The organism is Microbacterium sp. EST19A, assembly GCF_019969685.1.
Classification (GTDB): domain Bacteria; phylum Actinomycetota; class Actinomycetes; order Actinomycetales; family Microbacteriaceae; genus Microbacterium.
Window position 1 is genome coordinate 68,177 of record NZ_JAHXYZ010000006.1, and the last position, 23,340, is coordinate 91,516.

19 protein-coding genes are annotated in these 23,340 nt (G+C 63.2%); 8 read left to right on the top strand and 11 right to left on the bottom strand.

Annotated elements, in window-relative coordinates; all coding sequences use genetic code 11:
• Positions 1-407: 407 nt before the first annotated feature.
• The 4 genes from LC452_RS21515 to LC452_RS21530 form a co-directional block, all read right to left on the bottom strand.
• Complete coding sequence (locus LC452_RS21515; RefSeq protein WP_223628950.1) at positions 408-1,160, bottom strand: Hachiman antiphage defense system protein HamA; 753 nt, start codon at positions 1,158-1,160, stop codon at positions 408-410.
• Between the two features lie 112 nt (positions 1,161-1,272).
• The gene (locus tag LC452_RS21520; protein ID WP_223628952.1) at positions 1,273-2,388 is read right to left on the bottom strand and encodes an ImmA/IrrE family metallo-endopeptidase; all 1,116 of its coding nucleotides are present in this window, start codon (positions 2,386-2,388) and stop codon (positions 1,273-1,275) included.
• Positions 2,389-2,406: 18 nt separating this feature from the next.
• Positions 2,407-3,042, bottom strand: coding sequence for a hypothetical protein (locus tag LC452_RS21525; protein ID WP_223628953.1), 636 nt, complete (start codon positions 3,040-3,042; stop codon positions 2,407-2,409).
• 93 nt (positions 3,043-3,135) lie between these two features.
• The gene (locus tag LC452_RS21530; RefSeq protein ID WP_223628955.1) at positions 3,136-3,414 is read right to left on the bottom strand and encodes a hypothetical protein; all 279 of its coding nucleotides are present in this window, start codon (positions 3,412-3,414) and stop codon (positions 3,136-3,138) included.
• A 47-nt stretch (positions 3,415-3,461) separates the two neighbouring features.
• Here LC452_RS21530 and LC452_RS21535 point away from each other — a divergent pair, with 47 nt between their 5' ends.
• The 4 genes from LC452_RS21535 to LC452_RS21550 all read left to right on the top strand — a co-directional run bounded on the left by LC452_RS21535 (position 3,462) and on the right by LC452_RS21550 (position 9,126).
• Entirely contained in the window at positions 3,462-4,172 is a 711-nt protein-coding gene (locus LC452_RS21535) for a hypothetical protein (protein ID WP_223628957.1), read from the top strand.
• A gap of 214 nt (positions 4,173-4,386) precedes the next feature.
• Positions 4,387-6,147: an SIR2 family protein gene (locus tag LC452_RS21540; protein ID WP_223628958.1), complete on the top strand. Its 1,761-nt coding sequence runs from the start codon at positions 4,387-4,389 to the stop codon at positions 6,145-6,147.
• Positions 6,147-6,719, top strand: coding sequence for a hypothetical protein (locus LC452_RS21545; protein ID WP_223628960.1), 573 nt, complete (start codon positions 6,147-6,149; stop codon positions 6,717-6,719). Before LC452_RS21540 ends, LC452_RS21545 begins: the two co-directional genes overlap by 1 nt.
• On the top strand, positions 6,712-9,126 hold the full coding sequence (locus tag LC452_RS21550; protein ID WP_223628962.1) for an AAA family ATPase: 2,415 nt from the start codon (positions 6,712-6,714) through the stop codon (positions 9,124-9,126). Before LC452_RS21545 ends, LC452_RS21550 begins: the two co-directional genes overlap by 8 nt.
• 121 nt (positions 9,127-9,247) lie before the next feature.
• Here LC452_RS21550 and LC452_RS21555 read toward each other — a convergent pair whose 3' ends face one another.
• On the bottom strand, positions 9,248-10,573 hold the full coding sequence (locus LC452_RS21555; RefSeq protein WP_223628963.1) for an ISL3 family transposase: 1,326 nt from the start codon (positions 10,571-10,573) through the stop codon (positions 9,248-9,250).
• A 107-nt stretch (positions 10,574-10,680) separates the two neighbouring features.
• Positions 10,681-10,992, bottom strand: a complete 312-nt coding sequence (locus tag LC452_RS21560; protein WP_223628964.1) for a putative quinol monooxygenase — start codon at positions 10,990-10,992, stop codon at positions 10,681-10,683.
• 107 nt (positions 10,993-11,099) lie between these two features.
• Between LC452_RS21560 and LC452_RS21565 the strand changes: the two genes are divergently transcribed.
• Positions 11,100-12,041 (top strand): GlxA family transcriptional regulator, encoded by a 942-nt coding sequence (locus tag LC452_RS21565; RefSeq protein ID WP_087136509.1) that lies wholly within the window; start codon positions 11,100-11,102, stop codon positions 12,039-12,041.
• Between the two features lie 834 nt (positions 12,042-12,875).
• On the opposite strand, the gene sigJ is transcribed toward LC452_RS21565, so the two are convergent.
• From sigJ to pdhA, 4 genes are all read right to left on the bottom strand, one after another.
• The gene (gene sigJ, locus LC452_RS21570) at positions 12,876-13,778 is read right to left on the bottom strand and encodes an RNA polymerase sigma factor SigJ (RefSeq protein WP_223628965.1); all 903 of its coding nucleotides are present in this window, start codon (positions 13,776-13,778) and stop codon (positions 12,876-12,878) included.
• Positions 13,779-13,854: 76 nt separating this feature from the next.
• A complete protein-coding gene (locus LC452_RS21575) occupies positions 13,855-15,117 on the bottom strand; it encodes a dihydrolipoamide acetyltransferase family protein (protein WP_223628967.1) in 1,263 nt (420 codons plus the stop codon).
• Positions 15,118-15,129: 12 nt separating this feature from the next.
• A complete protein-coding gene (locus LC452_RS21580; protein WP_223628968.1) occupies positions 15,130-16,122 on the bottom strand; it encodes an alpha-ketoacid dehydrogenase subunit beta in 993 nt (330 codons plus the stop codon).
• Positions 16,119-17,165 (bottom strand): pyruvate dehydrogenase (acetyl-transferring) E1 component subunit alpha, encoded by a 1,047-nt coding sequence (pdhA, locus tag LC452_RS21585; protein ID WP_223628970.1) that lies wholly within the window; start codon positions 17,163-17,165, stop codon positions 16,119-16,121. The genes LC452_RS21580 and pdhA overlap by 4 nt, the downstream gene beginning before the upstream one ends.
• Positions 17,166-17,448: 283 nt before the next feature.
• Between pdhA and LC452_RS21590 the strand changes: the two genes are divergently transcribed.
• Together LC452_RS21590 and LC452_RS21595 are read left to right on the top strand one after the other, a co-directional pair.
• The gene (locus LC452_RS21590) at positions 17,449-18,810 is read left to right on the top strand and encodes an NAD(P)/FAD-dependent oxidoreductase (RefSeq protein WP_223628971.1); all 1,362 of its coding nucleotides are present in this window, start codon (positions 17,449-17,451) and stop codon (positions 18,808-18,810) included.
• Between the two features lie 58 nt (positions 18,811-18,868).
• The gene (locus LC452_RS21595) at positions 18,869-20,416 is read left to right on the top strand and encodes a cytochrome b N-terminal domain-containing protein (RefSeq protein WP_223628973.1); all 1,548 of its coding nucleotides are present in this window, start codon (positions 18,869-18,871) and stop codon (positions 20,414-20,416) included.
• Between the two features lie 70 nt (positions 20,417-20,486).
• Here LC452_RS21595 and LC452_RS21600 read toward each other — a convergent pair whose 3' ends face one another.
• Complete coding sequence (locus LC452_RS21600) at positions 20,487-21,602, bottom strand: hydroxyneurosporene dehydrogenase (protein WP_223628974.1); 1,116 nt, start codon at positions 21,600-21,602, stop codon at positions 20,487-20,489.
• A 148-nt stretch (positions 21,603-21,750) separates the two neighbouring features.
• On the opposite strand from LC452_RS21600, the gene LC452_RS21605 reads away from it, so the two are divergent.
• Entirely contained in the window at positions 21,751-23,328 is a 1,578-nt protein-coding gene (locus tag LC452_RS21605) for a Rieske 2Fe-2S domain-containing protein (protein WP_223628976.1), read from the top strand.
• The last annotated feature ends 12 nt before the right edge of the window (positions 23,329-23,340 follow it).

A 23,340-nucleotide genomic window follows, 5' to 3' on the forward strand; every position in this document is an offset into this window, starting at 1 on the left:
ATCTCTCGGTGGGGGAGATGTTCCGATCGTTGCGCGTCGCCGTCAGAAGCGAATAGGCCCGCGCTCAGAATCGAGCGAGATGAAAGCTAGCTGCGGCCACCACCCTGTGAAAGCCCGATTCTGGTGTCACCTCGCCTCGGGCGATGACTGATTCGATCGCTGTCGCCGCGTTCTCGAATGCCCGTCGAGATGCCTCGGCAGATCCCCTTAGATCGCTCAGCTCCAGTCCGTGCTCCAGAAGCGCATACCCGTAGGAGAGGAGGTCATGGCTCAGTAAAACGTCAAATGGGGGAGCGTCCTCTGGGAGTACACCTTCGCGCCATATCATTGCGCGTGCCTCTCCGCGCGCAAGAAGCCGGCCGCGAAATCCTGATGTCGTTGCTCGACCGATCGCGCTTTCGAGATCCTCAACGCGTGCGGGCATCGCGGATCACCTTCTCGAAGACTCGACGGATGAACGACTGGTGCTCTGGGATCTGCAGTCCCACACCGAGTCGCCGGATTTTGCCTTTATAGGCCTTGGTGTGATTGCGGAGCAACCCGAGAGGGTTGTTGCCAGACAACGTGAACAGCAGGTGCAGTACATCGCCGGATCGGATACGTCCGCGAAGCTGAGCGGCGAGGATCTTGACGTGCAGCTTCGTCTCACCCATTTCGCGGAGACGCGCGGCGACGAACATCAGCGCGTGAGGTGTCGGCAGGCCGTGCTCACTCAGCAAGGCTGTTTCCGCCTCGTCCAGCGTCGAGGTCGAGAGGCTCGCGCGACTTTTCGCCTCGCCCTTGAGGAACTCGAGCTTGTCGTCGTCCACGATGCGAACGCCGAGGAGATCGTCGCCGCGCATGGGCATCTCGCGGCTGTCCTTCCACCGCAGGCGTGCGATCATGCGGTATCCGAGTTCGCGCGCCACATACTGGGTGGCGAGGACCTCTCCGAGTTCGCCCGACCGGGTCCGCTTGCTGACCGGCAGCTTTCCGCTGAGAACCTCCGCCGCCTCCGGCTTGCCGAGCTCGCGTAACACTGCCGCGATCTCATCCGCAGACACATAGTGACGAGGCACGGCGGCAGCGGCCCATTTCACCCCAGCATCGACCGCGACCTCGTCGGCTGGCACCATCCGCACAACCTGGTGAGAACCAACGTTCTCCCGGGTGGTGGTCACCCACGTCTTAATCCGAGCCATTCGAACGGTCCTCCAAAATTGGCCAGGTCAAAACGAGTCGTCCGGCCTGTGATAGCCCGGACTGCTTATTCGAGTTGCCACCGTTCATAGGTCAGACCGCCCGTAGGTTCGCTTGGCTGCGTGACCGAGCTTGTGCATCCCCTTCGAGGGAGAACGTCACAAGCCCGAGCATGAGATCCTGGACGTCCTGTGCGCGCACGTCGAGCGCTCGAGCGATCTCGATGAATCCCGCGCCTTGGCCACGCATATCGTTCATGACCTGCGTCAGTAGGCTGGAGCTTTCGGCGAGCAGGTCGGAGCCGGGCTCGCTTCGTCGGAAGCCAGCCATTGAGAGCTGCTTCGCCAGTGTGCTGTAGGTCCAGTCAGAGATGACGCCTAGCCGATGCGCACGCAGATTGAGCGCCATCGCACTTACACGCCAACGCCTCTTGAGCATCAGGATGTCCTCGAGCATCAAGTTGCCGCGGATCGCGCCAAGGACGTCGGCGCGCGGCATCAAGAAGGAACTGGCAAAGTCGTTCGCTGCCTGCTCTTTCTCCTTTCCTGGTCCAACGTGCAACGACCCGCCATGCATGACGAGGTGCCCGAGTTCGTGTGCGAGGTCGAAACGTAGCCGTTCGGCAGATTTGTGCACGTTCAGGAAGATCACCGGCGTCGCCCCGTGCCGGAACGAAAAAGCGTCGATGGCTTGCAGCGGCCCGCCGGCCGAGTAGACCTTCGCGCCCTTGGATTCGAGAAGCTGCAGAAGGTTCTTGATCGGCGCCACGCCAAGCCCCCATGCGCCGCGCAATGCCTCGGCAGCTTGCTCGGGAGGAAGCTCGTCGTCGGAGTCGAGGAGGTCTTGGAGCTCTGGAACCTCGGGAGCTGGTGCCCGATATGTCGCTTCGATCCAGTCCGATAGTTCGATCGCCAGCGTTGACAAGCTTCGTGCTGTCGCTTCGTCCTTCTTTGCGAGTCGCGATGTTGCCCGGAAGTGAAAAGCATCCGACGGGGGGAGCGCCTTGACCGGGCGATAGAAGAAGTCGACCGGGAAATTGAGGACGCGCGCGAATTCACGGACAAGCTCCGGACTCGGCGTCTTCTTGGTGTTCTCGGCCTGAGATACCCAGGGCGCGGTCGTGCCCGCTTCAGTGGCGAGCGCGGTCGCGGTCATCCGACGGATGGCGCGCGCCATCTCAAGGCGTGCGGGAATGAAGGAAGTGCTCATCGCGGGGATACCGGTGCCTTAGCGCCGTGCGACGGTGAAGCCGAAGCCCTCGTCTTCTTCGCTGTCTTCCTCGAACGCGAACGCACCGAGCGCCAGGTCGAACGGCGGGAAGACGATCCGTTCCGACCAACTGTCGATTTGCTTGCCAGCCATCGAGGTCGGACGGGACAGCTCCAGGAAGACCATGCCGTCACGCTCGTTGTAGAGCAGAATCCAGAGGTACTTGACGTCGATTTCTCCGCCGTCGTCGGTCGGGTGGCCGAACATGGCCATCTGGCCGTTCTCGTCCACGCGGCGCGCGAAGGCCGAGCCCTTTGGGTTCTTGGTACTCGGTGTGCCCCAGTCGATGCCCGTGAACTCGTCGCCGCTACTGGTGATCAGCCCGAGGTTGAGGTCAGTCTGAGAGAAGTAAGGCAGGTTCTGCGGGTCCGAGCGCTTCCAGTCGAGCTGCAGCAGCATGAGTTGCTCATGAATAACCTCGACGGTGCGGTACCAGCGCGTCATGTTGGGCGCCGACTTCGGCGCACCCTTCGAGTAAGTGCGACTCTCCGCCGCACCCACCGCGACAGCACGCTCGAACACGTTCGCCTGGAGACGCATTGGGGACAGATGGCGCGCGAGATCCTCGCGGGTCTTGGGGGTGTGAATCGCCATGACGGTTCCTCTCTCGCGGCCGGTGGTGAGTCCCACTCTAACGACGGAGTGAAAGAATCACCACATCAACTCAGGTAAGGCGTGTCGAAGCGTTCAGTTCGGAAACGAAGGCTCCTCGCCCAATATCGCAGCAGGAAGTGCGTTCACCATCGCAAGCCCCACTCGGGGTCCGGAGATCGTTGGAATCGAGATGCGGGCCGAGTCAATGGATCGGTGCACCACGCGGTCGCCGTCGATCGTTGCCGCGTACTGGCCGGCGGTGTCGAAGACGTAGCGGCCCTGGATCGTTCCTAGATAGATTCCCGATCCGGCAAACAGCCGGTTACCGTGTCGTTGCAACGGACGGCCATTCTTTGTATAGAGCTGAGGCATGTTGGCATTCTCCGTCAGGCCTCCGACATTGCGACTGAAGGAATGGTATGCCGCTCACCGAGGAACAGAAGGCTGAACGAGCGCAGAAGCGTCGCATGACCAGCGCACTCAAGGAAGAGGCACGAGCGCATCGCGACGAAGCGAGGCGACAGGAATGGTGCGACAAGGGGATGTATCTCACTCGCGAGCAGGCGGCCGCGGGGGAGGCATGCCGAGGCTGCGGATTGCCGGTCATCGACAACCTCGGCAGTTGGCCCGGGACGATGTATCTCACGGACGAACAGCGCGTCATCTACGACGCGGACCAGAAGCGCTACCGCGAGATGCATCCGAACTGCGATGCGCACCGCTGGAGCATTGCAGTTTCGCGAGCGACGCATTGTGGCTACTGCTGCCCACCGATCCCGATGTCGCGCGAGCAGGCCGAGGGAATCCAACGTATCTTTGCCACGGTCTCCGAGCGGCGGGAGGGAGAAATGGATATCTGGGCCCGTTCCCTGACATGTGGGCACGTGGTGGAGCAGAGCGTCCACCACACCAACCGGGAGCCGGGCTTCTCGACGCAGTGGTGCCCGGAGTGCGGGCTCACTCGCGGCGTCGTGGAATCGGAGAAGGTTGTCGAAACTGCAGCGCAGACGGCGGAAGCGAACCGGAGGCGCGATGACAAGATCTCGGAAGCGGAGCGTGAACTAAAGAAGGCGGAGAAGGTGGCTGCCGGAGCGCGGAAGAAGCTTGCCGCGCTTCAGGTCGATCTCTAAAACGCTCGTGCGTGCTCACCAGTCCCGGTGGACAGTTGAAGTGGCAGGGACGGCGCGGGCGTGTCCTCGAGCCGCCCGGTAAAGTGTAGAAAAGTCAGTTCAAAGAGGAGGCTGCGATCGATGCCGCTGCACCCTGGGTGGAAGGACTGGCAATGCCCCAAACGCCTCCGCAGCTTGCGCGAGCTGCGGGGACCGATCGTACTTGGGGGACGGGATGACAGCTGAACCTGTACGAACAGTTCCGGCTGTTCTGGAAAAGTTCGGCTCGACCTTTTCAGCCTTCACCGCGGCCTTCAACGAAGGTCAGTACGTGCTGTGGCTTGGTTCGGGTATCTCGCGTGACAGGGTGCCAAATGTTGATGCACTCCTCGAGCGTGTCGTAGAGCACCTCCGGTCGAACACCGTCAACGGCGACACGGATGGTGAGTACCAGGCCGCGCTCACCGAGGTGCTGCAACTCGCCGGTCTGAGGCGCGAAGAGCTGGAAGGTATCGATTTCTCGATCGCAGTCGGGGAATGGCCGCTGCGGGACCGCATCATTCCCTCGCTGGTGACGAACTACTCGCGTGTTCTTGATGTACTGGTGGGCGACGGTAACCCCGACGACTACCTCGTCTGGACCGGTCTCGATGTCCCGAATACCTACGGCTCGCCGGACCTTGAGCCCGATGTCGAGCACTATTGCATCGCGATCCTCATGTTGGAGGGACTGGTCGCATCAGCGGTTACCGCGAACTGGGATGGGCTCCTTGAGAAGGCACTGGATGAATTGACTCCGGCGTTTGGGTCGCTGGTCCGGGTCGCCGTAAAGCCGGATGACTTCCGCATCGTCGGGCCACATATGGAGGTCATCAAGTTCCACGGCTGCGCGGTGCGTGCCCGAGATGATGAGTCCGAATACCGGGATTTGCTCGTCGCACGTGAATCACAGATTTCACAGTGGACTGAGCAGCCTGAGAATCGATCGATGCGCAAGCACCTTGAGATGCTCTACACAGACCGGTTGACGTTGATGCTTGGCCTGTCGGCGCAGGACGCGAACCTCCATACGGTGTTCGCGGGAGCCATCCAGGACTTGGCTTGGCCGTGGCCAGCGTCACCGCCGACAGTCGTCCTCAGCGAAGAGCACCTGGAGTCGTATCATCGGAACCTTCTGAAGATTACATATGGCTCGAATCACCAGGGGAATGCTGGCGCGATCGCACAATCCGCCCTTTTGGGTGCCTATGGCAAACCAACGTTGCTGGCTTTGGTCTTGTCGTCGCTCACCGAGAAGCTGAGCTTCCTGATTGGAGACGAGATTGGGAGTATCTGGGGTTCGGCAGCGGTCATGCAACTGCGGACGGACCTCCTCGGCCTCCGCGACTTGGCAGCCCGTCATGCTGACCCGGACAGCCCAGAAGTGCTCGAACATTTGGAAATTATTGGGTTTCAGCGAGAGTTCACTGCCCGACTTATCGACGTAGCCAACTTGGCGCTGAGCATCTTTCGCACGGGTCGAATGCCCGTACCCGGTAGCGGTCGCTATGAACCGTTGTCCGATCGTCCTGCCGCCCAAGCGGCTCTCAACGCAGATTTCCCTTCGAAGCAATTCGGACGGCTCGGCGTCGCTCTGGCTTTGATTGGTCGCGGACTTACCTCGGGGCAGTGGTCCGCGGTGCCGGGCGATAGCAGGGCCGGCGGTGATGGGGTAGTTCGTCTAGTCACGAGCGAGCGTAACGCCCGAGTGTTCTTCGTGAAGGACTCCAACGCGTTGACACAGCTTGAGTTGCAGGGTTCATTCGATGACAGCGATGAGGATGTACTGATCGTGATCGCTGACGAAGAGCCCCCAGCCCAGACCCGGTCGCCGAGATCTCGCTTCGGTCGTGATGGCAGAGCCAGCGCCGGGCGGTTCAGCGTCGCATCCAGCATCGCCGACACAGCGTCTGCGGACGACTTATATGAGGCGTTCCAACTTGCAGGCGGGTTCTGATGACAAGCGTTCAAAATGTCCTCGCTGTGCTGGAAAGCGCTGGTTTCGAACGACTTCCCCAGCCACTTACGGTTGTCGGCACAGAGTTCGACTTCGAGGCCGCGGCCCGCGGAACGGACACGTCCCATGACTTAGTTCTGGTTGCGACTGACCAAGTTCCCCGTCGGCGCCTGCAACGTCTCGTCGCGGGCTTAGCCCGTTCCCTTGACCTGGCGGCGTCGCGCCGACCTGTGAGTCTCGTGCTTCTCGGCGGAGTCGCCGCCTCTGATCGAATTGAGTTAGAGCGATACGCCCGCATCCTTCCCATCGCGTCCCCTATACCCGATATCGCGGAAATTGAGGAAGCCGTTGCCGTCCTCCTGCCACTGAAACTGCCGAATACCGATCTCGTTCACGGAAGCGACCCAGTCAACGAAGTGATGGCCGTGCTCGGTCCCCTTAAGGCGACATCTGACCACATCGCGCTCATCAGGGCTGCTACCGACGGACCGGACGCAGTGCGCGAAACTTTGCGCCGCTATGCGAATGAAGGCGCGGGCTGGACCGACGAGGTGGGGGATAGTGATGAGTGAAGTTCCCATCCGGCGCCTGATGGTCTCCGATTTCCGGCGCATAGAAGGCACTCGTGAACTGCCTTTCGATGCACCCGTCGTACTCATCCACGGCCCAAACGGAACAGGAAAGACCAGTGTCCTGTCCGCGCTAGAACTCGCCCTGACCGGCGGCATTCGAAGCATGGAGCGACAGTCCGATCGATACCGCGCACACCTCCCGTTCCTCGGCCAGTCCTACGCAACGGTTCGAGCCGACGTCGCCGAGTACCTACAGCCGGGAACGCCCGGCACCCCGCTGACCGTGAACGGTGCGCGATTGGAAGGCACCCCCGCCTTCAACGCCGCCGCCGCGAAGTTCTACGCTGAACGGTGCTACCTGGACCAGACATCGCTGGGTCGTCTCCTCGACCTATACCAAGCCCGCGAAGGCAACGGACAGACAGCGCTCGAGAAGTTCGTCAACGAGCTCCTTGGCCTTGAGAAACTGGACGCTCTTCGCACTGGGCTCAGCGATGCAAATGACTTCAGGCTCTTCAAGAAACTCGCGGACGGCGTCGACGAAGCCGACCGCGAAGCGAAGACAGCAGCCACGCAGCTCAAAGAACAGACTGCTCTGCGAGCCGAAATCCGGACGCAGGTCACCAACGCGCGGGCCGCGACCCGCGAGGCCGTCGCTGGACTCGATCGCGAAATGACTGACGGCGATTCAGATGTGGACCTTCTTGCGTTCGTCCGGTCGACACTCGACGGCGACACCACCCGTGTCGAGTCTGCCGCTGCTGTAACGCTCCATCAGGAGCTCATCGCCTTGGGCGGTCGTATCTCAGCACTGGTCGAACGTCCGACCACGCAACGAATCGAGGAGACCCGCCTTGCGCTGGCGGCTGCGACCGCCGACAAGGAGGCGTGGGAGGCCGAGGGCGGGGCGAAAGTCCGGGTGTGGGAAGCGGCAGCCCAGGCTGCTGGTGTCGACCTGCGCAGGGAACCGCGTATCGCCGTCGAGTACGCTACGAACTTGGCCCTCCAGGAGCTCAGCGATGCCTCCGACGTTCGCGCGCAGGTCGAATCGGTTGGCACGCAACTGGAGGCCGACCAAGCTGCGTTGGATGTGCTTCAGACTCGACTCGCTGATGCTCATGAGCATTCAAGTGCCCTCGTCGAGGGCTTAGCCGCAGTCCGCAGCGTCGTCGACGATAGCAACAGGTGCCCGGTCTGCGACCGTGACTTCAATGAAACAGGTCGTCACAGCCTCCTAGCTCACATCGATACAAAACTGGCCGAGCTCACCAGTCACGGACAGCAACTTGTCGACCTGCGGAACGAGCGCGACGAACTTGCGGCACGGGTCACTCGTGTGGAAACTGAGCACACCCAACTCATAGCCCGGCTCCTTTCTGCCGACCAGCGGCAGGCCGTCGAGGAGCGTCACGCAGCCCTCATTGAACTCGCCGCCCAAGTCGGAGGAATCGAAGCTACCAAGTCCGCCGGGACGGACCTCTTCCGGCTCGTGCGTGACCTTCAGCAGTCACTCGACGATCTTGACGCCGCTACTTCAGAAGAGGGGCACATCGGCGGCGAGCTCGCCAGATACGCGGGCCTTCTGGAGGTCGCCGCGGTTCCGACGTTCGATTCGTTCCAGACAGTGTCGGCAGAACTGCTCGAAAGCGCCGAAGCTCAAGTTGCCCGCCTCACAGACAAGGCCAATCAGTACCGGAAAACAGACGTCGAAGCGGCTCGCCTTTCGGCCGCGCTCGACGACGAATCCGCAGCTGTCCAACGCCTCGCCGATATCGCCGAACACAAGAAGCAATGGGACGACCGTGTCGCTGAAGCGAAGCGCCGCCAAGGGGTAGGGAAGGAGGTCCACGAAGCCGCAACACAGGCACGCACCAACATCGTCCACCGTGTCTTCACGGAATCCCTCAACGAGGTCTGGAAGACCGTATTCACTAGGCTCGCCCCGAACGAAGGGTTCATCCCAAGCTTCGGAATTCCCAGCGCAACTAAGAAGACGTTCGACATCAAGTTGGAGACCACCCACCGCAACGGAGAAGCCAGCGGCCCGCCCCAAATGATGCTGTCTGCGGGCAATCTGAACACCGCAGCACTGTCCCTGTTCCTCGCGCTCCACCTCGCCGTCGAACCGATCGTCCCGTGCCTTGTCTTCGATGACCCCGTCCAAGCAATGGACGAAGTACATGTGGCGCAGTTCGCTGGACTCATCCGCCTCCTTTCGAAGCAGAACGACCGGCAAGTCATAATCGCCGTCCACGAACGCGAACTGTTTGAGTACTTAGCTCTCGAGCTCAGCCCTGCCTACGAGGGCGACGAGCTCATCACCATTGAACTCGGCGAACGCGCAACCGAGGAAGATCAAGGCATCACCCGCCACCTCTGGGCACCAGACGCTGCGATAGCCAACTAGCTTCGATCTGCGGGGAACCTCGTCGGATTTTCGGACGATCTGTTTCAGGAGGGTGGGCACTGGAAACCGTGCACGCGAGTGCTCGTTCACCCTCCCTTTGACATGGTCAACTCAAACAGGCTCATCCCAATCGGGGGTGTAGGAGTTGGGGTCTGAAGCCGCCGGTCTCGAGCAGGCTTCGGGCGATGTAGTTGGTCAGGTTGCGGAACCCGAGTGCGGAGCCGCGCAGGTGTTCGAGCCGTCCGTTGAGTGCCTCGGTCGGCCCGTTGCTGGTGCCGGGTCGTTCGAAGTAGGCGAGCACGTCGGTGGCTCGCTTCTTCAGGGTCCGGCCCAGGGTGGCGAGCTCGGTGAGCACCTTGGGGAGGCCGGCGCTGAGGTCGGTGATCAGCTTCTCCATGAGCTCGCGGCCACGTTGCCGGTCCTCGTGGCGATAGGCGGCGATCATCCGCTGGTAGACACCCCAGGTCGCCTCGACCTCGACGTGAGCGTCATCAACGAACAGCGCGCGTAGCCTGTCGCTCTGCTTGTCGGTGAGCAGGTCCGAGCCGGTGTGCAGCGTGCGCCGCGACTTGTAGAGCGGATCGTCCCTGAACCCACGGTGCCCGTGGATCGCGAGTTGGATCCGGCGCCGGCACCTGTCGAGGGCGTCACCGGCCAGGCGCACGACGTGGAAGGGATCCATCACCGTGACCGCGTCCGGGATCTCCTCCGCAGCGGCGGTCTTAAACCCGGTGAAGCCGTCCATCGCGACCACCTCGACCGCGTCACGGAAGGCGTCGTCGCGGTCGGCGAGCCAGGTCTTGAACGCCGCCTTCGACCGGCCCTCGACCATGTCCAGCAGCCTTGCTGGGCTGGCGCCATCGCGGACCGGGGTGAGGTCGATGATCACGGTGACGTACTTGTCGCCACGCCTGGTGTGGCGCCAGACGTGCTCATCGACGCCAATCACCTTCACGCCCTCGAACCGCGTGGGGTCGTTGATCAGCAGCCGCTTGCCTTCGGCCAGGACCGCGTTGTTGGCGGTGTCCCACGCGACCCCGAGTCCCTCGGCGACACGGGCGACGGTGAGGTGTGCGACCACGATCCCTTCCAGCGCCCACCGCAGCCCGGTGCGCGAGAGCTTCGCGCGTGGCTCCGCCGCGGCGCTGGTGTCTTGGCGCCACACGTGTCCGCAGTCTGCACAGCGGTAGCGGCGCACTATAACTTCCAGCACGGTCGGTCGCCAGCCCAGCGGCTCGTGGGCCAACCGCCGGATCACGGTGTCACGAGCGGCGCCTTCGCTGCCGCACCGTCGGCACCACTGATCTGGTTCCACCACGCGGCACGCGAGGACCGCACGATCCGGTTCAAGTCGTTGCCCGATCACGCTCAGACCGAGGCCGTCGAGTCGAGCGAAGGCGGTCAGGTCAGGGCGGCCGAAGCCGGGCGGCGGGGTAGCGTCGGGCACGTCGAGGTCTTTCCGATGGATGGCGTAGGAACCTCCATCGTCGGGAGACCTCGACGTCTATCTGCGGACCGACTCGGCGGGGCGCGATCGTCTCGTGCGTTGGCGGACTACGGGAGCTTGGACGCGAGGACGTCGGCCGCCAGGATCTCGGGTGCTGCGCCGAGGAGGTGCTGGTTGGCCATCAGGGCTGCGACGATGGCGCCGTTGGCGTGGGCGTCGCGAGCGGCTTCGTCGGGGAATGCATCGAAGATCCAGAAGGTGTCGGCGTTGGTCCTGACCGCGAACCAGACAATCGTTCCTACTTCTTCGTTGGCGAGTGCGACAGCGCCGGCGAGCAGATCGGCGACCGCGTCGTGCTGTCCATCGGCCGCGACGATCTTGGCGACGAAGGCATACGGAAGTGATGCGGGTGTGGACATGAGGGACTCTCCTTGACGTCGGGGTTCTTCGTGGGACGAGTTCAGCGTATGACGAGCGAGGGCCGGTGGGGAGTGGCGTATACGGCAGTATTGCTATTGTTTACGTCATGCGTATCGGACTGATCGCGATCGACGGCTGCTTCGGTTCGGCTATCGCGTCGATCATCGACATCGTGCGGGTGGCCGACGGAGCCCGCGGCGATGTCGACCCGCGGATCGACCCGATCGAACTCGCCATCCTCGGACCGAAACGGCGAGTGACCACGACGGCATCGATGACCCTGTCGGTGGACCACCCGCTGCCGGAGTCCGGAGAGTTCGACGTGGTCGTCGTCCCTGCGCTTGGAACCCTCACGGCCGCCGCGACCCACGACGCCCTCCAGAGTCGAGATGCTCGTTCGGTCATCGCCTCACTCGGGCGCCTCGACGACGCGACCACCCGGATCGCCGCGGCGTGCACCGGCGTGTTCGCCGTCGCCGAGACCGGACGGATGCATCATCGGAGGGCGACGACCAGCTGGTTCCTGGGGCCGGAGTTCCGGAAGCGCTATCCGACCGTCGCCCTCGATCTCGACACCATGGTCGTGGTCGACGGGAACCTCGTCACCGCCGGCGCCGCCTTCGCCCACATCGACCTCGCGCTCTCACTCGTGCGATCGATCAGCCCCGACCTGGCCCAACATGTCGCCAAGCTCCTCATCATCGACGAGCGCCCGTCGCAGGCGGCCTTCGTCGCCTACGAACATCTCCGGCACGAGGACCCGATCGTCGTCGAGTTCGAACGCTTCGTGCGCGCCCGCCTGGACGAACCGTTCAACGTCGCCTTCGTCGCGCAGTCGCTCGGCACCAGCCGGCGCACCCTCGAACGACGAGTCCGTGCGGCGCTCAACCTCACTCCGCTCGGCTTCGTCCAACGGCTTCGCACCGAACGAGCTCGACACCTCTCAGCAACCACGGACCTCACCTCCGCCGAGATCGCGCTACGGGTCGGCTACGCGAACGCCGAGACTCTGCGCTCCCTCCTGCGCAGGGAGCGACGCCGTTCCTGACCTATCGCCATGCCTGTAGCTTGTGTCCTAGCGCTCGGTTGGAACCACCTCTCAGCACGTCGCGTCGACGCTCCTGCGTCGCCCCTGGACTACCCACTCGACACGCCCGCAGCACAGCCCATGTGACGTGCCCCGGCTTCCCGGACGGTCGGGGTTGGGTGGCTGTGATGTCGCTGCGTTCTCGTCGAGAGGGTCAGCAGACCCGATCAGAGCCGATTGGGATGAGCCGCGAAGGCGGTTAGGTCAGGGCGGCCGAAGCCGGCCGGCGGGGTAGCGTCGGGCACGTCGAGGTCTTTCGGATGGATGGCGTAGGAACCTCCATCGTCGGGAGACCTCGACGTCTATCTGCGGACCGACGCGCCCGGCCGACCTACACCTTCATCTGGGAAGAGCCCTCAAACACCGACATGGCGTGGAGTTCTTCGGTTGACCTCTGCAGAATTCTAGATGGCGTCAGTGGCATCCCGACCGGGCTCTCTTAGAAGGTGCGTCACTGGTCGTCGATACCATCAATATATGACCCGCCGAAACTCCGAGCGCGCGATAGCCGAAGCGCGCCGACGAGGTGCCGTGCAGGAGCGCCGCGGCAAGAAACGGGAGACCTCACCGCCTGCCAGCCCAGCGTCAACCAGCGTGCCAACCGCCCCACACGCTGCGTTGTGGGCTGCTTCCCGCGCCGGTGCGCGTGCCGGGCGCGGCTTTCGTTTTCAGGATCCTGTGATCCGACCACGCCATTTCATTCGGCGCGCGTCGCGCACTACGACTGCCGAATCAAGGACCCCCACGTCTACGTCCAACGTCAGAACCGACCGCCGTCTCATGCCGGGTTCTGCTTCAGTTCCAGAGCGTGAGCTTCTGCGGATTCATCATCATCCGCACATCGGAGACGACTCCGTTCTGCACGTCCAGGGTGACGACGCCGAAGATCCGTCCTTCATCCCACATCGCGAAGCCGGTCCCGTCCGGCATCTCCTGCTCGAGTAGCACGACATCGGGGTGCTTGTGGAGCGTCCCCAAGAGGAAGCGTGCGACCTTGTCGTTTCCAACCACCGGATTGCGCGCAGCCGACACGATTCCCCCGCCGTCGGACCGTAGCCTTACCTGCGGATCGAGAACGCGGACCAGTCCGGCGATATCCCCTGCGCGGGCGGCAGCGGCGAACGCCTTCACGACCTCTTCGTGCTCCGCATGCGAGGCGCGTCGACTCCTGCTCTGCTGAACGCGTCGCCGCGCAGACGTCGCCAGTTGCCGACACGCGGCAGGCGTGCGACCGACGATCTCGGCGATCTCATCGAAGGGCATTGCGAACACATCATGCAGCACGAACGCCACTCGCTCGGCAGGTGTCATCGATTCGAGCACGACGAGCAGAGCCGTGCTGACCGACTCGTCGAGCGTCACCCTCTCAAGAGGATCCGTCGACGCACCCGTCGGCGGTCTGAATGACTGAGTGGGTACTGGCTCGGGCAGCCACGGGCCGACGTACGTCTCCCGTCGATGGTGGGCCGAAGCGAGCACGTTCAAGCAGACTCTGCTAGCAGCTCGCGTCAGCCACGCTCGAGGAACCAGGATCTCGTTCCGCTCAGACTCGCTCATCCGGTACCACCGGATGTACGTCTCCTGAACCGCATCCTCGGCATCCGCCATCGTTCCGAGCATGCGGAACGCCAGCGAGATCAGGTGGCGCCTTTCGCCGAGGATCTCATCCTGCTCATGGTGATGTGAATTGATCGTCATGGGTCACCTTTCCCTCACTATATCGACGATGCGGACTGAGCGAATGTGAGGTCGGACGCATTCGATCACCGACCGACTATGCGACGATGCGGAGCGGGTGCTCAAGCAGCTGCACGATGGTTGCCAGGAACCGCGCCGCGAGTGCGCCGTCGATGATGCGGTGATCCGCGGTGAGGGTGAGACGTAAGCGAGTACGTGGCGTGACGTCGCCATCGACGAGAACGAGCTCCTCTTTGGCGGCACCGACGGCGAGGATGGCACCCTGCGGAGGGTTGATGATCGCGGTGAAGTGCTCGATGCCGAACATTCCGAGGTTGCTTATCGTGAACGTGCCGTCGCTCATATCCTCAGCAGTCAGTGTCCGTTCGGTGGCTTTCGCTATCAGGTTCCGCGATGTCGCGGCGATCGCACTGACCGCGGTCCGATCCGCATCCTTGATGACGGGGACGACTAGGCCGGCGGGCGAAGCGACGGCTACGCCGATGTGTACCCGCCCGTGTACAAGCGTCGTGCCGCGACCGGAGTCGCTGTACGAGGCGTTCAGTCCGGGGTGCATGCGCAGTGCGAGCGCTGCGGCACGAACCAAGAGGTCGTTGACGCTGATTCTCGTTCCGGACTCGGCGTTCGCCTGGTTGATCTGCGAGCGGAGGGTCAGCAGGCCGTCGACATCTGCGGAGATTGTGGCGGTGAATGTCGGAACCTCGATGGCGCTCTCGGTAAGTCGCGCGGCGATGGCCTGGCGGATGCGGTCGAACGGCACGGCCTGCGATTCGCGCGCGTCGCCGGACGTCGTCGCGGTGTCGAACTCGGGGGCTGCTGACGGCATCTCGAGCGCGGCGTCGTCGAGATCCGCGCGGATGATGCGCCCCCCGGGGCCGGTGCCGGTCAACTGATCGAGATCGACGCCGCGCTCGCGGGCGAGCCGGCGCACGAGCGGCGTCGCGGCACGATTGTCGGGCGGGTCGAGATCAGCGGGCACTTCGCCGGCGTCCGACAGGGGGATCGCCGGGGGCTCGGCTGACGGGAGCGCCTCCGCGATCGACTCGGGGACATCATCGGACGTCGCCGGAATGGTGCGTGCGGCGCTCGGTGTATCGTCATCGCTTCCATCGTCGAGTCGGGCGATTGGGGTGCCGATGGCGACGTTCTCTCCTTCGGGGACGAGGATCTCGACGAGGACGCCAGCATCGTATGCCTCCTGTTCCATCAGTGCCTTGTCGGTTTCGATCTCGACGAGCAGGTCACCGGGAGCGACTGCGTCGCCGGGCTTCTTGTGCCAGGAGGCGATGGCGCCTTCCGTCATGGTGTCGGAGAGTCGGGGCATAAGGATGTCGATCATGAGAGAGTCCTTTCAGGCTCGGCGTGTGACGGCGTCGATGGTTTCGCGGATCGCGCTCATCGCGTCATCCAGGGAGGGCAACGCGGCTGTCTCGAGCGTCTTCGCGTAGGGCATGGGTACCTCGGCCATGGCTACGCGGCGCACGGGAGCGTCAAGCCAGTCGAAAGCGCCGTCGGAGATCGTCGCGGCGATCTCCGCGCCGATTCCGTAAGTCAGCCAGTCATCTTCGAGTACAACGGCGCAACCGGTCTTCTTCACCGACTCGACGATGGTTCCGCGATCGAGTGGGCGCAGGCTGCGGAGGTCGATCACCTCCACATCGATGCCTTCCCCGGCAAGCCGCTCGGCGGCCTCTCTGGCCACGACTGCCATTCGCGAATATGCCACGACTGTCACGTCGCGTCCCTCGCGTGCGATGGCGGCTTTGCCGATCTCGATGCGCTCGGGCTCGTCGGGCACCTCACCCGTCGTGTTGTAGAGGGCGAGGTTCTCCAGAACCAGCACCGGGTCATCGTCGCGGATGGCCGCGCGCATGAGTGCCTTGGCGTCAGCCGGAGTCGACGGGGCGACGACCTTCATCCCGGGGACGAAGGCGTAGTACAGTTCGATGTTTTGCGAGTGGGTCGCGCCCAATTGCTGTCCGCCGCCGCCAGGGGTGCGGATCACCAGGGGCACCCGGGCTTGGCCGCCGAACATGCCGTAGATCTTGGCGGCGTGATTCACGATCTGATCGAGCGCGAGAAGCGAGAAGTTGATGGTCATGATCTCCACCACCGGACGAAGACCGACCATTGCGGCGCCGATTGCGGCTCCCGTGAACCCCTCTTCTGCAATCGGGGTGTCGCGGATCCGCTTGGGACCGAACTCTTTCAGCATCCCCGCGGTGATCTTGTACGACCCTTCGAAGACGCCGATCTCCTCGCCGATCAGGAACACGTTCGGGTCGTGGAGCATCTCCTCGCGCAAAGCGTCCTGAACTGCCTGCCGATAGGTGATGACAGTCATGCGATCACCTCCAGACGAGTGGTTGCTGCAGGTCTCGGCGCGGCCGGGTACAAGGCGTCCCCCGGTAGGCGGCGGGAGTCGTTCACGACGGGGGTCGCATACGTGTAGTCGAACAGGGTGGAGACTTCCGGGTGCGGACTCGCGTCGGCGAACTCGACTGCACGAAGGACTGCTTTCATCGACTCGGCATCGATCTGCGCGATCATCTCATCGGTGAGGATGTCGCGGACTTTCAGGTTGTCGGCGTATGACGCCACGGGGTCAGCGGCGATCGCGTGCGCTGCTTCGTCCTTGCTGCGATAGCGGGCCGGATCGACGACCGAATGACCCTTCATGCGTCCCGTCATTGTCTCCAGCAGATACGGGTTTCCAGACCTGGCGCTGGCGAGAGCGGTCTGCATCGCCGTGTACACCGCCTCCGGATCGTTGCCGTCAACTCTCGCTGCGGGCATCCGGTAAGACGCCGCGCGCCGGTGCAGCTCGGGTTCGGCGGACGAATTCGCGACGGTCGTCCCCATCCCGAGACCGTTGTTGTTGACGACGTAGACGATCGGCAGACTCCACAGAGCGGCCATGTTCAGTGATTCGTGGAACGCGCCGATATTGGTCGTGCCGTCGCCCATCAGGCAAACGACGACATCGCCACCGCCTCGATAGTCGATGGCCAGCGCCGTTCCGGTGGCCAAGGGGACCTGGCCACCAACCACGCCGTATCCGCCCATGAACCGGGAGGCGATGTCGAACATGTGCATCGAACCTCCCCAGCCCTTGGAAACGCCGTCGCTGCGCCCATACAGCTCCGCCATCACGCGTTCGGCAGAGATACCGCGGGCGAGCGCGTACCCATGCTCGCGATAGTTCGTGTAGAGATAGTCCTCCGGCGCGAGCGCCGCGCAGAGTCCTGCGACGGTGGCCTCCTCACCGAGATTCAGATGGCAGTACCCGCCGATCTTCGCTTCGGAGTATGAGCGACTCGCGCGCTCCTCGAAGCGGCGGATCATCACCATCTGGCGGTAGAAGCCGAGGGCGAGCTCGTTCAGCATGGATCGGTCTGCGTCTGACGGAACCGCTGGGGTCTCTTCGCGGCGGGCGGTCTTCATTTTCGGAGACATGCGGATCCTTTCCTATAGCGCCGTCGGGGCGACCACGAGCTTCATGAGCCGCGATCGACCAATCACGCATCTCGAACGAGGGGAGGCGGTTTTCACCCCACCAAAAGGAAAGACCGTGCAGGGGGCTCAGTTGTGAGGCCGTGCGACCGAGTTCCCGCGAGGTCACATTCGGACGGGCTGCGAGGTCTTCATTGGTAAAGAAAGGAAAGAAGAAATGCAGAACATCCTCATTGTCGGAGGTGGCTACGCAGGCTTCTACGCGGCGTGGAACCTGGAGCGGCGGTTGCGTCGGGCCGAGGCGAAGATCACGATCGTTGATCCGAGACCCTACATGACGTATCAGCCGTTTTTGCCTGAGGTGGTGGCCGGCTCGGTCGAAGCACGTCATGTCGTGGTGTCCTTGCGCAGCCACCTGCGCCGTACGACTGTCGTGCCGGGGCGCGTGACTTCGATCACGCACGCCGACAAGAAGGTAGAGGTGCGGATGCCGGACGGTTCATCGCAGACGCTCCGTTACGACATCATCGTGGTGACGGCGGGAGCCGTGTCGCGCGTGTTCCCGATCGACGGGATCTCCGAGCACGCCATCGGCCTGAAGACCGTCGAAGAAGCGGTGGCGGTCCGCGACCAGATCCTCACGGCCTTCGAGGACGCAGCCGCGCTTCCTCCGGGGCTCGAAAGGCGTCGCCTTCTCACAGCGACTGTGGTCGGCGGAGGCTTCTCGGGGGTGGAGGTGTTCGGAGAGATGCTTGCACTGGCCACCTCGTTGCTGAAGTCCTACCCGGAGCTCCGCTTCTCCGAACTCAGCTTCCACCTCATCGAAGCGAACGGACGGATTCTCCCGGAGGTGACGGACAAGCCCGGGCGATGGGTGGTCGAGCACCTGACCCAGCGCGGGGGCATTGTGCACCTCAACTCGCGGATCACTTCAGCGGCCGGGGGAGAGGTGCAGCTCTCCACCGGAGAGCGGTACGCGTCGAACATCCTCGTCTGGGCGGCTGGCAACGCCAGCAATCCGGTGGTCGCCTCGCACACCGACCTGCCGATCGATGCTCGAGGACTTGTGATCACGCGACCTGATCTCCGGATCGGGACCTCTGACGAAATCGTAGAAGGCGCCTGGGCTGCCGGAGACGATGCGGCCATTCCGGATCTCGCGTTGCCGGAATCCGGAGCGCGCACCGTGCCGAACGCGCAGCACGCCGTACGCCAAGGGCGTCTGCTGGCGAAGAATATCACCGCAGTCGTTCGAGGGGAGCTTCCCCGCGACTACCGTCACCCCAGCTTCGGTACGGTCGCGACGCTGGGACTCGGCCACGGGATCTTCCAATACAAAGGCATCGTTGTGAAGGGGCTGCTCGCCTGGCTGATGCACCGCGGGTATCACGTTCTGGCGGTGCCGACCTGGGACCGCAAGGCAAGAGTGCTGCTTCTATGGATCGCGTCCTTCCTCTTCGGGCGGGACATCGTCTCGCTCGAGTCGGTGCAGCACCCGCGGGCAGCGTTCCTCGAGGCCATCCCCCCGATCGTGACACTGGCGGTGCCCACGCCGGCGGAGGTTACCCGTGCCAGTTGATCGACGTCGGCCACGGTCACTCACCGAGGCGGCGTCGAATCGTCTTCGCGCCACGCGCATGGGTGGCGCGATCGCCGCAGCGCGAAAGGAGTTGCGCGGACGCTCCGTCCCCCTGCACTGGACGAACCTCTTCGGTGTGATCACGGTGGCCAGCATCGCGGTGCTGTTCATCACCGGCATCCTGCTGATGTTCGTGTACACGCCCTCGAGCGAGCCCGTCACGTATCAGGGGCACTATGCGCCGCTGTTCGATCGAGAGGTGTCGCGCGCATTCGACTCGGTCATGAGGGTGTCGTTCGAGGTGCCGGGCGGTCTTCTGCTCCGACAGCTCCACCACTGGTCGGCGCTGATCTTGCCCGCATCGATCATGATCCAACTGCTCGTGACGTTCTTCACCGGAGCTTTCCGACGTCCCCGGCGCGGCAGTTGGGTGATGCTCTTCCTCCTTCTGATCGTCGCACTCGCCGGCGGATGGAGCGGGTATGCGCTACCTGATGACATGCTCTCCGGTTCCGGGCTGCGCATCGTCAACGGGATTACGCTCGGCATTCCAGTGATCGGAACCTGGTTGTCGTCGGTGCTTTTCGGCGGAGAGTTTCCCGGCAGGATCATCGAGAATCTGAACCTGATACATGTCCTCATCGTCCCAGTCGGGATCGTCGTATTGATCGCCGGTCGGGCGCGAGCGGCATACAAGAACAAGCCTCCCCAGTTCGCCGCCGGTGGCCGGGAAGAGAACAATGTCGTCGGCGTACCTCTCTTTCCCAACGCCGTGATGCGCGCGGGAGGCCTTTCTGCGATCGTCGTGGGTCTTCTCGTTCTCATGGCGACGCTCGTCACAATCAGTCCGATCTGGGCGTACGGCCCGTCCGACCCAGGCGGTGCATCGGCGGGGAGCCAGCCGGACTGGTACACCGGCTTCCTTGACGGCGCCCTCCGACTCGTGCCGTCGGGCTGGGAATTCGAGCTTTTCGATCGCACGTGGACCGTTGCGCTACTGGCTCCTCTGGCCGTCGTGGGGCTGTTCCTCCTTCTCGTCGTCCTGTACCCGTTCCTTGAAGGATGGATAGCGCAGGACAAGACAGAGCACCACATCCTCGACCGTCCACGCAACACGGCCAATCGCACAGCGACGGGTGTCGCGGGGATGATGTTCTTCGGAGTGCTCTGGCTGGCCGGTAGTGCCGACGTTCTTGCGCTCGTGTTTCAGGCATCGTTCGAATCGATTATCGGCAGCCTGCAGGTCACTCTCATCATCGGCCCGGTCTTGGCGTTCTTCACCACTCAACGTGTATGCCTTGCGCTTCAGCGCAAGGACCGCGACCTCGTTCGCCACGGTTACGAGACCGGCAGAATCGTGCGGATGCCGGGCGGTGAGTACGTCGAGATCCACCAGCCGCTCGACGAATTCGAACGCTGGCGGCGCGCGATGCCCGCTCACCAGCACGCTGTGGAGGCGCGACCGGACGAGAAGGGGCATCTGAGCCGGGTCGAGCGTGCGCGAGCGTGGCTTGCCACACGCTTCTTCGCTGACCGGATCGACAGCGCACCGCAAGCGATCACGGGCGAACCGTTGACCGAGATCGGCACGCCGAGCGAAGGATAGCTGCCGGTCTCTGGAGCCCGCCGCCGAAAAAGCGCGAGACGTCACTCAGGAGTCCGTCTACCCGAAGTCGTCAGCGCAGTTTGGGGCGCACCGGGGCCCATTCGTCGATGCGGGGCTGCCCGAAGTACATCAATTCCCAGCTCGCCTCATTCGCGAACTTCTCCACGAGCGTGGTCCCCTGCCATCGCTCGACTGTCACGTCGCCGACGAAACGGTGATATGCGCCGTCACGCTGCTTGAGACGTGCGGTGAGTCTGCGAAGACCCTTCATCCGTTCGATGAAGGTGTCGGCGACGAGGTCGCGGCTCTTGGTGAAGGCGACGACGTACCTGTCGGCGTAGTCACCGTGGAAATAGGTCGTGACGGCAGCGACCGGCTTTCCCGTCCTGGCGTCAAAGTATGCCTTACTCGCGCGGAACCTCGTCAGGGAAGCGTCGTCGGCCACGATCTCTCCGTCTTTCGCGAGCATGAAGACCGGCACGGGTTCGTAGCCGTATTTACCGTGCGAGGTGATGTATGAGGCGATCACCGTGTAGGGGCCAGCCTGCCCCGTTGCTCGGTACCAGTCGTTGATGATCGATTCCATGCCGACGTTCCCCCAATTGTGGTCGTGGTGGCCAACCCCGATCGCCGCATGGCGTACGCCGTCGATCTCGTACGACCCGCCCACTGTTCCCAGTGGTACGGCGGGCAGCCACGAGAATTCGAGGTCGCGAACTTCATCGAAGACGAGACAGCCCGTGTGCGGACGCCACGGCCTTATTTCCGCATCAAGGGTCACGTCGATTTGGAGGTCGTCGATTTCGACATGTATCTCATAGTGGTCGAGGTCTCCGGTGAAGGTGTTTCGACCGATTCGGACGTCGGCTCCGTCTCGTCGCGACGAGTAGTCCTCTGCCCGGTACGCGCGGATCACGCGGAAACTTCGTCCGTCTGGCAGATCCAGGTTCAGACGGATCATGGGGCTGAGTGGCTTGTCAGGCGCGGAAAAGTCTTTGGTCAGGAAGGTCACGACGAGCTTCGCACCTCCCTCGAGATGAGCGTCGAAATGCCACCATTCATAGGTGCCTCGACGGCCGTCGGTGCGCGCGCCGTCTTCCCAGGTAGCCACGTCATCTCGGCTGATACCGAGGCGCTGATAGTCCTCATCGCGGTTAGCGAAGCGGCCCTTGTGTCTTGCGTTCATGATGCATCCTTGCCTCTTCTGCCAGTGCGGCCCGACGCCATATATACGACCGGATCGCCCCCGCGAATGTGAGGTGTCCGGCGCCGGACGGGATGGTGCAGGCTAACCCCTCGGTAGACTCTTACGGTTCACTTTCGAGAGGAATGCAGTGCGGATCACAGGGCTTGGCCATGCCGGGATGTTCATCGAGACGGTGGGTGGGAACATCATCTGCGACCCCGTTGTGGGGCCGTCTTACTTCGGTTCCTGGTTCCCGTTCCCCGACAATCGCGGCCTGGATTGGGAGCGGTTCGGCCAGGAGGCGGACTTCCTCTACATCTCGCATCGGCACCAGGATCATTTCGATCCGAGGCTCCTCGAGCGCTACATCCGCAAGGACATCGAGGTGCTGCTGCCGGAGTACCCGATCGACGATCTCGAGAAGGACATCCGTGCCCTCGGCTACACGAACATCACGTACGCGCCGGCGGGAGAGGTCATCGAACGCGGCGATCTCAAGATCATGATCACGCCGCTGCGCGCGCCGAGCGACGGTCCGATCGGCGACTCTTCGCTGAGCCTCGATGACGGCACCGCGTCGGTGCTGAATCAGAACGATTCCCATCCGCTCGATCTCGAGGCGTTGCTGAGCTTCGGTAAGCCCGATGCTTACTTCACGCAGGTGTCCGGTGCGATCTGGTGGCCGATGGTTTACGATCTGCCGCTTGACGCCAAGCAGAACTTCGCGAAGCTCAAGCGCGACGCGCAGAACAAGCGCGCGATGTACTACGTGGAGAAGGTCGATGCCCCGCATGTCTTCCCTTTCGCTGGGCCGCCGATGTTCCTGCGTGACGACCTGTTCGACTTCAACGGCTTCGGGAAGAACGGCGAGGCGATCTTCACGGATCAGAAGCAGTTCCTCGCGCATATGAAGGAACTCGCGCCGCAGTACGACGGGCACCTGTTCGTGCCGGGCACCGTCGTGACGGTCGAGGGTGCGTCGGTGAGCACCGAGCAGTCCCTGTACACCGAGGCCGAGATCGCGCACATCTTCGACGAGAAGTGGGACTACCTCGAGTCGCAGCGGGCGAGCCGGCAGCAGGAGATCCGTGACGAGGAGGCCTCCCGTGCGGAGATCATCCCGCCGGCCGAGATGCTGGAGACGCTGAAGGAGTGGTGGGAGCCGCTGCTGAAGAAGTCGCGCACGATCCGTCTCGGCGTCGGGGGATGCGTGCGGTTCCAGATCGGCGAGCTCGACATGGTCGTCGATTTCCCGCGCGCGAAGGTCCGCGAATACGCGGGGGAGGAGTGCATCTACTGGTACACGATCCCGGCCGATCTCGTGTCCACGAATATCCGCGATCACGAGATCGACTGGTCGAACTCGATCTTCCTGTCGATGCAGTTCCAGGTGGGCCGCAGCGGCAAGTTCAACGAGTTCCTCACCACGTTCCTCAAGTGCCTGTCGGTCGACCGCATCGAGTATGTCGAGAACTGGTATCAGGAGCAGACGGACCAGACGGAGGATGCCGAGATCGGCGACTGGCTCGTGCAGCGCCGCTGCCCGCACCTGCGGGCCGACCTCACGAAGACCGGCAAGGTCGACGAGGACGGCGTCCTCACGTGCAGCATGCACGACTGGAAGTGGGACCTGAAGACGGGCCGGTGCCTGTCGACGAGCGGCCACCCAATTCGGTCCACGAGGAGGGCGGAGGCCGTTGATACTGCCCTCCGCCCCTCGGGCTGACCAATCTACGGT